Source organism: Streptomyces sp. Y2F8-2 (assembly GCF_014905555.1).
Taxonomy (GTDB): Bacteria; Actinomycetota; Actinomycetes; order Streptomycetales; family Streptomycetaceae; genus Streptomyces; species Streptomyces cynarae.
On record NZ_BNGS01000001.1, the window covers coordinates 719,130 to 732,472 of the forward strand.

11 protein-coding genes are annotated in these 13,343 nt (G+C 69.5%); 1 reads left to right on the forward strand and 10 read right to left on the reverse strand.

The window, feature by feature from the left end; translation table 11 throughout:
• Positions 1 to 114: 114 nt before the first annotated feature.
• From mreD to SY2F82_RS03260, 7 genes are all read right to left on the reverse strand, one after another.
• Entirely contained in the window at positions 115 to 783 is a 669-nt protein-coding gene (gene mreD / locus SY2F82_RS03230; RefSeq protein ID WP_200417370.1) for a rod shape-determining protein MreD, read from the reverse strand.
• 12 nt (positions 784 to 795) lie between these two features.
• A complete protein-coding gene (gene mreC, locus SY2F82_RS03235) occupies positions 796 to 1,734 on the reverse strand; it encodes a rod shape-determining protein MreC (protein ID WP_200417371.1) in 939 nt (312 codons plus the stop codon).
• Positions 1,735 to 1,890: 156 nt separating this feature from the next.
• Positions 1,891 to 2,910 (reverse strand): rod shape-determining protein, encoded by a 1,020-nt coding sequence (locus SY2F82_RS03240; RefSeq protein WP_103845224.1) that lies wholly within the window; start codon positions 2,908 to 2,910, stop codon positions 1,891 to 1,893.
• Positions 2,911 to 3,252: 342 nt separating this feature from the next.
• The gene (gene ndk, locus SY2F82_RS03245) at positions 3,253 to 3,666 is read right to left on the reverse strand and encodes a nucleoside-diphosphate kinase (RefSeq protein ID WP_200417372.1); all 414 of its coding nucleotides are present in this window, start codon (positions 3,664 to 3,666) and stop codon (positions 3,253 to 3,255) included.
• A gap of 191 nt (positions 3,667 to 3,857) precedes the next feature.
• Positions 3,858 to 4,196: a DUF4233 domain-containing protein gene (locus tag SY2F82_RS03250; RefSeq protein ID WP_200417373.1), complete on the reverse strand. Its 339-nt coding sequence runs from the start codon at positions 4,194 to 4,196 to the stop codon at positions 3,858 to 3,860.
• 6 nt (positions 4,197 to 4,202) lie between these two features.
• Positions 4,203 to 5,717 (reverse strand): folylpolyglutamate synthase/dihydrofolate synthase family protein, encoded by a 1,515-nt coding sequence (locus SY2F82_RS03255; protein WP_200417374.1) that lies wholly within the window; start codon positions 5,715 to 5,717, stop codon positions 4,203 to 4,205.
• 176 nt (positions 5,718 to 5,893) lie between these two features.
• Positions 5,894 to 8,518, reverse strand: a complete 2,625-nt coding sequence (locus SY2F82_RS03260) for a valine--tRNA ligase (protein WP_200417375.1) — start codon at positions 8,516 to 8,518, stop codon at positions 5,894 to 5,896.
• A gap of 138 nt (positions 8,519 to 8,656) precedes the next feature.
• Between SY2F82_RS03260 and SY2F82_RS03265 the strand changes: the two genes are divergently transcribed.
• Entirely contained in the window at positions 8,657 to 9,703 is a 1,047-nt protein-coding gene (locus SY2F82_RS03265) for a hypothetical protein (protein WP_200417376.1), read from the forward strand.
• 71 nt (positions 9,704 to 9,774) lie between these two features.
• Here the strand turns inward: SY2F82_RS03265 and clpX are convergent, their stop codons facing one another.
• From clpX to SY2F82_RS03280, 3 genes are all read right to left on the reverse strand, one after another.
• Positions 9,775 to 11,061 (reverse strand): ATP-dependent Clp protease ATP-binding subunit ClpX, encoded by a 1,287-nt coding sequence (clpX, locus tag SY2F82_RS03270; RefSeq protein WP_200417377.1) that lies wholly within the window; start codon positions 11,059 to 11,061, stop codon positions 9,775 to 9,777.
• 190 nt (positions 11,062 to 11,251) lie between these two features.
• Complete coding sequence (locus tag SY2F82_RS03275; RefSeq protein ID WP_103842517.1) at positions 11,252 to 11,932, reverse strand: ATP-dependent Clp protease proteolytic subunit; 681 nt, start codon at positions 11,930 to 11,932, stop codon at positions 11,252 to 11,254.
• Between the two features lie 333 nt (positions 11,933 to 12,265).
• Positions 12,266 to 12,877, reverse strand: a complete 612-nt coding sequence (locus SY2F82_RS03280; RefSeq protein WP_200417786.1) for an ATP-dependent Clp protease proteolytic subunit — start codon at positions 12,875 to 12,877, stop codon at positions 12,266 to 12,268.
• Positions 12,878 to 13,343: the final 466 nt, after the last annotated feature.

The window sequence follows — 13,343 nt, forward strand, 5'->3', positions numbered from 1 at the left end:
TTCCGTTGAGGGTGGTGGTGGGCGACGGGTGGGCGTTGGTCACTGCTGCCGCCCCCTCTCAGCGCACGTACGGGTCATACGAATACACGGTCGACCTGTGCGGCCCAGGTCTCGTCACAGCCGCTTGACCCCCTTGATGCGTCCCGCCCGGGCCACCCTGGCCTTGGCGGCTCTGACTCTCAGGCCGCTGCGCTGGCTGCCGATGCGCAGCCCGGTGCCGGAGGACAGCCAGCCGGAGGAGACGTCGGCCGCCTTGGCGGAGTTGGTCTCGGCGAGCGGGTCGTTGTCGGCGCGGCGGGCCAGGGCCATGATCCCGGGCACCACGAAGGGCGCGAGCAGCAGGTCGTACAGCGCGGCGGTGAACAGCAGGCTCGGCAGGCCCACATGGCGGGCGGCGGTGTCACCGACGAGGGCACCCACGCCCGCGTACAGCAGGGTGGAGCCGATCGCGGCGGCGACCACCACGACCATGGGGCCGCTGGCGGACTTCAGGCGGCCGTTCTCCGGCTTGGCGAGTCCGGCCAGGTAGCCGATGGCGCACAGCACGAGGGCGTAGCGGCCGGCGGCGTGGTCGGCGGGCGGGGCCAGGTCGGACAGCAGGCCCGCGCCGAAGCCGACGAGACAGCCGCCGACGTGGCCGTAGACGAGAGCCAGGCCGACGACGGTCAGCAGCACCAGGTCCGGGACGGCGCCGGGCAGGTGCAGACGGGCGAGGACGCTCACCTGGATCACCAGGGCGACGAGGACCAGGGGGGTGGCGAGCAGCATCCGGTTGAGGCGCATCAGGTTCGGCTCCTAGGGCGTCTGCTGCCCGCCGTCGGCGGAGGCCGAGGGGGTGACGGTGACGGTCACGGTCGGCGTGGGCGTCGGCTGCGGTTTCGGTGGCAGGACGGTGTCGCGCGGGTCCTTCTTGGGCGTCTGGACGACGACGCCGACGACATCGAGCTTGGTGAAGGACACGAACGGGGTCACGTAGATCGTGCGGGTCAGGTCGCCGCCGGAGGGGTCGACCCGGGAGACCACGCCGACCGGGACGCCCGGCACGAACGGCCTGTCTGCCTCGGAACCGAAGGTGACCAGACGGTCGCCCTTCTTCACGTCCGCCTTGGCGTTGAGGAGCTGCACACGCAGCGGGCGGTCGCCCTGCCCGGAGGCGAAACCGAGTTCGTCGCTGCCCTCCATTCGGGTGCCGACGGTGAAGTCGGGGTCGTTGGCCAGCAGCACCGTCGAGGTGTCCGGGCCGACGGTGGTGACACGGCCGACCAGCCCGTCGCCGTTGAGGACGGTCATGTCGCGCTTGATGCCGTCGTTCGCGCCCACGTCGATGGTGACGGTCCAGGAGAAGCCCTGGGCCGCTCCTATCCCGATGACCTCCGCGCCCTTGATGCCGTACTGGCCCTCGCCCGCCACCCGGATCATCTTGTCCAGCTGCTTGAGCCGGCTGCGGTTGCGGTCGTCGCTGCCCAGCTTCGCCTTCAAGGCCGCGTTGTCGCGCTTCAGTTGGGCGATGCGGTCGTGCCGGCTGCCGGAGTCGCGTACGGCCGCGATCGCGTTGCCGACGGGGTCGACGGCGGACGACACCCCGTTCTCGATCGGGCCGAAGACCGTGGCGGCGGCCTGGCGGGCACCTTCGACCGGCGAGTCCTGGCCACCGCGGATGTCCACCGTGATCAGCGCGAACGCGATGGCGATCAGCAGCACCAGGAGCAGCCGGCTCTCTCGTGTGTCCCTCACGTGCGGCGGCCGTGCCTTCCTCGTCGTATGGGAGGTTCGGGATGGGGGGTTCGGGATGGGAGGTTCGGTTGATGGCGATACGGGGCTTATGCCTCTATATCAACGATCCGCCGCACGAGCACAGATGGTCTCGTACGGCGGAGTCGGCGCGTCGCGTCATCTGCGGGGCTGGGCGTCCAGCACCTGCTGGAGCGCCTCGAACTCCTCGACGCACTTGCCGGAGCCGAGCGCCACGCTGTCCAGCGGGTCCTCGGCGATGTGGATCGGCATGCCGGTCTCCCGGCGCAGCCGCTCGTCGAGGCCGCGCAGCAGGGCGCCGCCGCCGGTGAGGACGATCCCGCGGTCCATGACGTCGCCGGACAGCTCCGGCGGGCACTTGTCGAGGGTCGTCTTGACCGCGTCCACGATCGCGTTGACCGGTTCCTCGATGGCCTTGCGGACCTCGGCCGCGGAGATGACCACGGTCTTGGGCAGGCCGGAGACCAGGTCCCGGCCGCGGATTTCGGTGTGCTCGTCAGTGTCGAGGTCGTACGCCGAACCGATCGTGATCTTGATCTGCTCGGCCGTCCGCTCACCGAGGAGGAGCGAGTACTCCTTCTTGACGTACTGGATGATCGCGTTGTCCAGTTCGTCGCCCGCGACGCGGATGGACTGGGCGGTGACGATGCCGCCGAGCGAGATGACCGCGACCTCCGTGGTGCCGCCGCCGATGTCCACCACCATGTTGCCCGTGGCCTCGTGGACCGGCAGGCCGGAGCCGATGGCGGCGGCCATGGGCTCCTCGATGATGTGCACCTGGCGGGCGCCGGCCTGGGAGGACGCCTCGATGACGGCCCGGCGCTCAACGCCCGTGATGCCCGACGGCACACAGACGACGACCCGCGGACGAGCCAGATACCGCCGCTTGTGGATCTTCAGGATGAAGTAGCGGAGCATCCGCTCGGTGATCTCGAAGTCGGCGATCACGCCGTCCTTCAGCGGGCGCACGGCCACGATGTTGCCCGGCGTCCGGCCGATCATCTTCTTCGCTTCCGCGCCGACCGCGAGGATGCCACCGGTGTTGGTGTTGATCGCGACGACGGACGGCTCGTTGAGTACGATCCCGCGACCCCTGACGTACACCAGCGTGTTGGCGGTCCCGAGGTCGACAGCCATGTCACGGCCGATGAACGACATTGAGTTCCCCATCAGGATTCGTCTGGCCTTCCCAAGTGGAGCGTTGGACAGCTTTCGTTGGGGCGGCGAAGTGGGTGCTGTGACGTGAAGGCTTACATCGTAGTCTCGCCTGCACGAAACACTGCGCGAGGGTCTCCGCCATTGTCAGCAGATGACGCGTCGCCTCGCTCCTGGAGACGGGCGTTCGGGGGTAGCCGTTCCCCCGAACACGCCGCATATGCCAAGGGTCGGCGGGGTTTCCGGGGCCGGGAATCCCGGCGGGACCGTTACGACATCCGGGTGACGTGACAAACCCTCAGAAATCATCCACAAGACGGGTTCGGAAGTTCATCATTCTTGGACTCAGAAGCGCCCGGGAAAGAAGATCTTCAGTTCGCGCTCGGCCGACTCTTCGGAGTCCGATGCATGGATGAGGTTCTCGCGGACGATCACACCGAAATCGCCGCGGATGGAGCCCGGGGTGGCGGCGAGGGGGTCGGTGGCGCCGGCCAGCGCGCGCACGCCCTCGATGACCCGCTCACCCTCGACGACGAGCGCGACGACCGGACCGGAGGCCATGAACTCCACCAGCGGCTCGTAGAACGGCTTGCCCTTGTGCTCGCCGTAGTGCTGCTCCAGCGTGTCCTGGTCCAGGGTGCGCATGTCCAGCGCGCTGATGGTCCAGCCGGCCTTGCGCTCGATACGGCCGATGATCTCGCCGATCAGCCCGCGACGAACGGCGTCGGGCTTGAGGAGGACGAGGGTGCGCGAGGTCACGAGAGGGCTCCTTTACCAAGGTTTTCGGTGCGTAGAGGTTACAGGGCGGGTCTGGGTGGACGTTACGCAGCGTCAGGTGCCCTCTGGTGCGGCGGCCGGCTGGGGGCCGCGCCCCGGACCACCGCTTCCGGCCTGAACGGCCTCGTGCTCGAACTCCCCCGGGCTCTTCGCGAAGGGGGACCGCCGGCGGGCTACCGGCTGCCCTCGGCCGCGAATCTCGCCTTGGCCTCGTCGATCTTCCGCCCGTAGTGGACCGACGCCCACCACAGCGCGGCGAAGACCGCCCCCATGAAGAACATCGTCGGTACGAAGACCCCGGAGGCGATCAGCGCGATCTGCAGAGCCCAGCCCAGCTGGACCCCGCCGGGCCGGGTGATCATGCCGCAGAGCAGGATGCTGAGCAGCATCGCGATCCCGCTGACCGTCCAGACCGTGCCCGTGGACAGGCCCGGGTCCTTCATGGCGACCAGCGCGGCGAAACCGATGACGAAGAACTCGCCGATCAGCGTCGAAGCACACAGCGTACGCACGACAGCTCAGCCCTTCCCCAGCAGCAGTCGGGCCTCGCCGACGGTGATGACGGAACCGGTGACGAGCACGCCGGCGCCCGCGTACTCCCCCTCCTCCTCGGCCAGCGTGATCGCGGCCTCCAGCGCGTCCGGCAGTCTCGGCTCGACCTGGACGCGCTCCTCGCCGAAGACCTCCACGGCGATCGCGGCCAGCTCGTCCGCGTCCATCGCGCGGTGGCTGGAGTTCTGGGTGACCACGACCTCCGCGAAGATCGGTTCGAAGGCCTCGAGCAGCCCCCGTACGTTCTTGTCGCCGCTCGCCCCCACCACCCCGATCAGCCGGCTGAAGTCGAACGCCTCGCTCACCGCCTCCGCGGTGGCCCGGGCGCCCGCCGGGTTGTGGGCGGCGTCCAGGACGATCGTCGGGGAACGCCGTACGACCTCCAGCCGGCCCGGGGACGACACCGACGCGAAGGCCTTGCGGACCGTGTCGATGTCCAGCGGCTCGGGGCGCTGGGAGCCGACGCCGAAGAACGCCTCCACCGCGGCGAGCGCCACGGCGGCGTTGTGGGCCTGGTAGGCGCCGTGCAGCGGCAGGTACACCTCGTCGTACTCGCCGCCGAGGCCGCGCAGCGTGAGGAGCTGCCCGCCGACCGCGACCTGCCGCGACACGACCCCGAACTCCAGCCCCTCGCGGGCCACGGTCGCGTCCACCTCCACGGCCTTCTTCAGCAGCACCTGGGCCGCGTCGACCGGCTGCTGGGCGAGGATGACGGTGGAGTCGGACTTGATGATCCCGGCCTTCTCACCCGCGATCTCGCCGGGCGTGGAGCCGAGCCGGTCGGTGTGGTCCAGGTCGATGGGGGTGACGACGGCGACGTCCCCGTCGATCACGTTGGTGGCGTCCCAGCTGCCGCCCATGCCGACCTCGACGACCGCGACGTCCACGGGCGCGTCCGCGAAGGCGGCGTACGCCATGCCGGTGAGCACCTCGAAGAAGGACAGCCGGTACTCCTGCGAGGCGTCGACCATCTCGATGTACGGCTTGATGTCCTGGTACGTCTCGACGAACCGCTCGGCGGTGATCGGGGCGCCGTCCAGGCTGATGCGCTCGGTGATCGACTGGACGTGCGGGCTCGTGTACCGGCCGGTGCGCAGCTCGAAGGAGCCGAGGAGGGCCTCGATCATGCGTGCGGTGGAGGTCTTGCCGTTGGTGCCGGTGATGTGGATGGAGGGGTACGAGCGCTGCGGCTCCCCCAGTACGTCCATCAGCGCGGAGATACGGCTGACGGACGGCTCCAGCTTGGTCTCGCCCCAGCGGGTCGCCAGCTCGGCCTCGACCTCGCGCAGCGCCTTGTCGACCTCGGGGCCCTCGGGCCGCGTGGGCACGTCGGCCTGCGCCGGGCCGCCCTGGGTGCGCAGGGTACGGCTGCCGGCCTCGATCACCGCGAGGTCGGGATCGCGGGTGGTCTCCGCCTCGATGATCTCTTCGAAGCTGTCGAGGGGGTCGGGGGTGTCGCTGGTGCCAGGCGCTTCGCTCACGAGGCCCAGTCTACGGAGCGGGTGCCTGCGGCGCGGCGCCGGTATGGGGTGGCTTGCCCTGTCGGGCGACTGCGGGCCGCCATGGGTTGGTCGCGCAGTTCCCCGCGCCCCTGACGGGGCACGCTGAAGGCCCCGGCGCCTCATCGGCACCGGGGCCTTCACCTGCGTACAACCGGCTACGCCTGCGGCAGCTTCTCCAGCTGGGCGGTGATGCGGGTGATGTCCTCGTCCGCCTTGGCCAGACGTGTGCGGATCTTGCCCACCACGTTCTCCGGGGCCTTCGCCAGGAACGCCTCGTTGCCAAGCTTGGCCGTGGCCTGGGCCTTCTCCTTCTCCGCGGCGGCGAGGTCCTTCGCGAGGCGCTTGCGCTCCGCGGCGACATCGATCGTGCCGGAGAGGTCGAGGGCCACCTCGGCGCCCGCCACCGGCAGGGTGGCCGTGGCGGTGAAGGAGTCGCCCTCGGGCTGGAGCCGGAGCAGCTGGCGGATGGCGGCCTCGTGCGGGGCGAGGGCCGTGCCGTCGAGCGTCAGGCGGGCCGGAACCCGCTGGCCCGGCTGGAGGCCCTGGTCGGCGCGGAAACGGCGGACCTCGGTGATGACCGACTGGAGCGTGGAGATCTCCTGCTCGGCCGCCTGGTCGCGGAAGCCGCTGTCGGTCGGCCAGTCCGCGATGACGACCGACTCACCGCCCGTGAGGGTGGTCCACAGCGTCTCGGTGACGAACGGCACGATCGGGTGCAGCAGCTTCAGCGTGACGTCCAGGACCTCACCGAGGACCCGCTTGCTGACCTCGGCCGCCTCGCCGCCCGCCTGGAAGGTGGTCTTCGACAGCTCGACGTACCAGTCGAAGACCTCGTCCCACGCGAAGTGGAAGAGGGCGTCGGACAGCTTGGCGAACTGGAAGTCGTCGTAGAAGGCGTCGACTTCGGCGACGACCGAGTTCAGCCGGGACAGGATCCAGCGGTCGGTGGCCGACATCTTCTCGGGCGAGGGCAGCGGGCCCTCGACCGTGGCGCCGTTCATCAGCGCGAAGCGGGTCGCGTTCCAGATCTTGTTGGCGAAGTTGCGCGACCCCTGGACCCAGTCCTCGCCGATCGGGACGTCGACACCGGGGTTGGCGCCACGGGCCAGGGTGAACCGGAGCGCGTCCGAGCCGTACTTGTCCATCCAGTCCAGCGGGTTGACCGCGTTGCCGAAGGACTTCGACATCTTCTTGCCGAACTGGTCGCGGACCATGCCGTGCAGGGCGATGGTGTGGAACGGCGGGGTGCCGTCCATCGCGTACAGGCCGAACATCATCATCCGGGCGACCCAGAAGAACAGGATGTCGTAGCCGGTGACCAGGACGGAGTTCGGATAGAACTTCTTCAGGCTCTCGGTCTGCTCGGGCCAGCCCAGCGTGGAGAAGGGCCACAGGCCGGAGGAGAACCAGGTGTCGAGGACGTCGGTGTCCTGACGCCAGCCCTCGCCGCTCGGCGGCTCCTCGTCCGGGCCGACGCAGACGACCTCGCCGTCCGGCCCGTACCAGACCGGGATGCGGTGGCCCCACCACAACTGGCGTGAGATGCACCAGTCGTGGAGGTTGTCGACCCAGTCGAAGTACCGCTTCTCCATCTCCTGCGGATGGATCTTGACCTTGCCCTCGCGGACCGCGTCACCGGCGGCCTTGGCGAGCGGCCCGACCTTGACCCACCACTGCATGGACAGGCGCGGCTCGATGGTGGTCTTGCAGCGCGAGCAGTGGCCGACGGAGTGGACGTACGGCCGCTTCTCGGCGACGATCCGGCCATCGGCGCGCAGGGCGGCGACGATCGCCGAGCGGGCCTCGAAGCGGTCCAGGCCCTGGAAGGGGCCGTGCGCGGTGATGACGGCGTGCTCGTCCATCACGGTGATGGCGGGCAGGCCGTGGCGCTGGCCGATCTCGAAGTCGTTCGGGTCGTGGGCCGGGGTGACCTTGACGGCGCCGGTGCCGAACGCGGGGTCGACGTGCTCGTCCGCGACGACCGGGATGGAGCGGTCGGTGAGCGGCAGCTTGACCAGCTTGCCGACCAGGTGCTTGTAGCGCTCGTCGTCGGGGTGGACGGCGACGGCCGTGTCACCGAGCATCGTCTCGGCGCGTGTGGTGGCGACGACGATGGTGTCGTCCCCGTCGCCGTACTTCATCGAGACGAGTTCGCCGTCGTCGTCCTGGTACTCCACCTCGATGTCCGAGATGGCGGTCAGGCAACGCGGACACCAGTTGATGATGCGCTCGGCGCGGTAGATCAGCTCGTCGTCGTAGAGGCGCTTGAAGATGGTCTGGACGGCCTGGGAGAGGCCCTCGTCCATGGTGAACCGCTCGCGGGACCAGGCGACGCCGTCGCCGAGGCGCCGCATCTGCCCGGAGATCTGCCCGCCGGACTCGGCCTTCCACTGCCAGACGCGCTCGACGAAGGCTTCCCGCCCCAGGTCGTGCCGGGACTTGCCCTCCTTCGCGAGCTCGCGCTCGACCACGTTCTGCGTGGCGATACCGGCGTGGTCCATGCCGGGCTGCCACAGCGTCTCGTGGCCCTGCATGCGCTTGCGGCGGGTCAGGGCGTCGATGAGGGTGTGCTCGAAGGCGTGCCCCAGGTGGAGGGAGCCGGTGACGTTCGGCGGCGGGATGACGATGGTGTACGGAGGCTTGTCGCTCTTCTCGTCGGCCTCGAAGTAACCGCGCTCTACCCAGCGCTCGTACAGCGGCCCCTCTACATCGGCCGGCGCGTACTGGGTCGGCAGTTCGGTGTGGGGCGCTGATGGCTGCTGCTGAGCGTTCTCGGTCACGGGGGTCAGTTTAGAGGTGTCACGGCCCCGTCCCGAAACACGATTCTTTCGTAACGGCCAGCCCCCTGGCGACCCGGCGTTCCCCGGCCTGCGCCAGGATGTCAGGGCCACATAAGCGTCTGGAGGGGAACCCAGAACATGAGCTACAACCAGCCGGGCCCGTACGGCGGGCAGCCCCAGCAGCCCGGACCGTACGGTCAGCCGGGGCAGGGGCAGGGGCAGCCGGGGCCGTACGGTCAGCCGGGCCCCTACGGTCGGCCGCCGCAGGCCCCCCAGCCCCAGCCCGGCTACGGCTACCCCCAGCAGACCCCGCAGGCGCCCGGCTACGGCTACCCCCAGCAGCCCCCGCAGGCCGCCCCGCCCCAGCAGAACCCGTACGCCCAGCAGCAGCCGCAGCCGCCCTACGGCCAGCAGCCTCCGTACGGCCAGCCGCCCTACGGCCAGCAGCAGCCCTACGGCGTCCCGCAGCCGCCGGTCCCAGGGGGCGGCAAGAAGAAGACGGGGCTGATCATCGGCGCGGTGGCGGTGGCGGCGGCGATCGCGGTGGGGGCGTACTTCGTCCTCGCCGGTGGCGGGTCCTCCGGTCTCGCGGACGACGGTCCGCACAAGCTGACGACGCCGCAGAAGGTGCTCGGCGAGTACAACCGGGCGACCAAGGAGAGCGACACCAGCGACACCAGCTCCAGCACCGTCAAGGACCTGGAGAAGAGCGGCATCAAGAACGGCACCGCCGTCTACGGCGCGTACTCGACGGCCGACCTCAGCAAGTACGACCCGAGCGATCCTTCGACCCTGCCCGACAAGTCCAAGCTGCTCACGGCCAAGGGCGTCACCCTCATCGGGGCCTACGGCAAGATCGCCGATCCGAAGGCGGCCCTGGACGCGTACTTCTCCCAGATCAAGAAGAACTTCCAGAAGAACTCGTCCGCCGGCGGTGCCGCGGGCAAGAGCGAACTGGTCGGCGAGCCCGAGTCGGTCGGCATCGACGGCGCGGTCATGAAGTGCCAGGCGGCCAAGGGGACCAACCAGCTCACCAAGCAGCAGCAGACCGACTGGTTCTGCGCCTGGGCCGACTACAGCACGATGGCCATGGTCTCCCCCGGCAACAACGCGGCCGACGTGTCGAAGGACACCGCGGCCGACATCACCCGCAAGCTCCGCGACGACGTGCGCGTCAAGGCCTGACACCGCCGTACGCCACAACAGTGAAGGGGCCCGTCGACCGGGCCCCTTCGCCGTGTGCACGGGGGTTGCGGCTAAGCCGTCTTCTGCTCGCCCGGGCCGCGCCCGCGAGCGTCCCGCGGGATCAGGGTCGGGTTGACGTTGCGGAGCACCACGTCGGCCGTGATCACGACGCGGGCCACGTCCTTGCGGGACGGGACCTCGTACATCACCGCCTGGAGGACCTCCTCCATGATGGCGCGCAGACCCCGGGCGCCCGTCTGGCGCAGGATCGCCTGGTCGGCGATCGCTTCGAGGGCCTCGCGCTCGAAGTCCAGCTCCACGCCGTCGAGTTCGAAGAGCCGTTGGTACTGCTTCACCAGCGCGTTCCGCGGTTCGACGAGGATCTGCAGCAGGGCCTTGCGGTCGAGGTTGTGGACCGAGGTGATGACCGGGAGACGGCCGATGAACTCGGGGATCATCCCGAACTTCACCAGGTCCTCGGGCATGACGTCCTCGAACTGGTCCTTGGCCTCCAGTTCGCGTTTCGAGCGGATGGTGGCGCCGAAGCCGATGCCCTTCGCCCCCGCCCGGGACTCGATGATCTTCTCCAGGCCCGCGAACGCGCCGCCCACGATGAACAGCACGTTCGTCGTGTCGATCTGGATGAACTCCTGGTGCGGGTGCTTGCGGCCGCCCTGCGGCGGGACCGAGGCCGTCGTGCCCTCAAGGATCTTCAGCAGGGCCTGCTGGACGCCCTCGCCGCTCACGTCCCGGGTGATCGACGGGTTCTCGCTCTTGCGGGCCACCTTGTCGATCTCGTCGATGTAGATGATGCCCGTCTCGGCCTTCTTGACGTCGTAGTCGGCCGCCTGGATGAGCTTCAGCAGGATGTTCTCGACGTCCTCGCCGACATACCCCGCCTCCGTCAGCGCGGTCGCGTCGGCGATCGCGAACGGGACGTTCAGCATGCGGGCCAGGGTCTGGGCGAGCAGCGTCTTGCCGGAGCCCGTGGGGCCCAGCAGCAGGATGTTCGACTTGGCCAACTCGATGGCGTCGTCGCGGCCTTGGGCGCCGCCGTTCTCACCGGCCTGGACCCGCTTGTAGTGGTTGTACACCGCGACGGACAGGGCCTTCTTGGCCGCCTCCTGGCCGACCACGTACCCCTCGAGGAACTCGTAGATCTCGCGGGGCTTGGGAAGCTCCTCCCAGCGCACCTCGCTCGTCTCGGCGAGCTCCTCCTCGATGATCTCGTTGCAGAGATCGATGCACTCGTCGCAGATGTACACACCGGGGCCTGCGATGAGCTTCTTGACCTGCTTCTGGCTCTTGCCGCAGAACGAGCACTTGAGCAGATCGCCGCCGTCACCGATGCGTGCCACGGTGTGCTTCCCCTTCGCCTGGGAGACGCCTTACATCCAGCGGCTCCTGGTGCTGCCTTATGTCGACGGTACCTTGCCGGGCCCCCCGTTCGGGCCCCCCTTGGCGTGGTTCGCTCGACGTGAGCCGGGGCAAACCGTGCCAAGGGGCGGCAGACGATACAGGTCCGGTGACGAATCGCGTGGATCCGTGTCAGCGAACCGCGGTGTTGTTCATCTTCCGGGTAGAGATGATCTGGTCGATCAGGCCGTACTGCAACGCGTCCTCGGCCGTGAGGATCTTGTCGCGCTCGATGTCCTCGCGGATCTTCTCGATCGGCTGGGTGGAGTGCTTGGCCAGCATCTCCTCCAGCTGGGTCCGCATCCGGAGAATCTCGTTGGCGGCGATCTCCAGGTCGGAGACCTGGCCGCGGCCGGTCTCGCTGTAGGGCTGGTGGATCAGCACACGGGCGTTCGGCAGCGCCATGCGCTTGCCCGGGGTGCCCGCGGCCAGCAGCACGGCGGCGGCGGAGGCGGCCTGCCCCATGCAGACCGTCTGGATGTCCGGCTTCACGAACTGCATCGTGTCGTAGATGGCCGTGAGCGCGGTGAAGGAACCGCCGGGGCTGTTGATGTAGACCGAGATGTCCCGGTCGGGGTCCATCGACTCCAGGCACAGCAGCTGCGCCATGACGTCGTTGGCGGAGGCGTCGTCGATCTGGACGCCGAGGAAGATCACGCGCTCCTCGAAGAGCTTCGCGTACGGGTCGTACTCGCGGATGCCCTGCGAGGTGCGCTCGACGAAGCGCGGGATGACGTAGCGGGACTCGGCCGCGGGGCCGGTGTACTCGGCGCGCATACGGTCGTAGATGCCGCTGCCGGGGAAGTCGTTCACGGTGTCTCCTGAAGGGGGCTGGGGCGGTGGCTGGGGGCTTGAGGGGCGCTGGGGGCTGTTCGGGTCCTTGTGGGTCCTGTACGGCCGCTGCGGCTGCCGCCGGGCCTGGGACCGGCTCCGGGCCCATGGGCGCCTGCCGGGCCTCTGGAGGGCCCTGCGGCGGTGCCGGGGCCGGGGAGCCCTCACGTGCCCGGGCGGGCCGGCCGGCTCGTGCTCGACCGGTCCGAAAGGCCGACGGGACCGGCTGCCCGGCCGCGCAGGCCTTCGGGGCCTCGTCGCAGGCTCACGGTCCGCCTGGGCGGCCGTGGGGCCTCGAGCGGACCCCGTGAGCCCTTACGAGCCCGCCCCGGTGCCTCCGCCGCCCGGCATGCCGACAGCGGTGGTGATGACCTCGTCGATCAGGCCGTACTCCTTGGCCTCCTGGGCGTCGAACCAACGGTCGCGGTCCGAGTCCCGGGTGATCTGCTCGACCGACTGGCCGGTGTGGAAGGCGGTCAGCTCGGCCATGCGCTTCTTGGTGTGCAGAAGCCGCTCGGCGTGGATCTTGATGTCCGACGCGGAGCCGGCGAGGCCGGCCGAGGGCTGGTGGATCAGGATCTCGGCGTTGGGCAGGGCGAAGCGCTTGCCCGGGGTGCCCGCGCTGAGCAGGAACTGCCCCATGGAGGCCGCCATGCCCATGGCGATCGTCACCACGTCGTTCTTGATGTACTGCATGGTGTCGTAGATCGCCATGCCGGCCGTGATCGAGCCGCCCGGGCTGTTGATGTACAGGTAAATGTCCTTGTCCGGGTCGGAGGCAAGGAGCAGCAGCTGTGCGGTGATCTTGTTGGCGATGTCGTCGTCCACCGGCTGGCCGAGGAAGATGATCCGCTCGTTGAGCAGCCGGTTGTAGACCTGGTCGCCGAGGCCGCCACCGATGGAAGGCTCGCCGGCGGCGGAGGGCATCAGATTCGTCACGTATCCACCTGCTCGTCTTACGACGGCACGGGGCCGTCTCACGTGTCCTGCTGGGGCGTGGGACCCCGTCCGACCCCCTGCGGGGCGGCTTCGGGGACTCCCCTGCCCTCGTATTCATGGACCCTAACGCGCGGGTCCCTTCGGGGAATCCCGCATAAGGGGCTGTTCGCTGTGAGCGCATGCGCTCCGCGGGGTGGGCGGAGGGTGGTGCCGGGGCCCGGTTGTGCGGGGGTCCGCGCCGGGGGTGCCGTCGCGGGGCTCCGGGTCCATTGTCGCCGTGCAGGGTGCCGTCGTCGCGTCGGTGTGGGCTTGTGGTGGGTCGCTCGCGCAGTTCCCGCGCCCCTTTGGGCGCCCCCCGCCGGGGGCCGACCGGTTACCGGCGGTCGCCAGGCGATTGCCGGCCATGCGCATACGGCGACGGGCCCCGAAGCGCGCTGTGCGCCCCGGGGCCCGT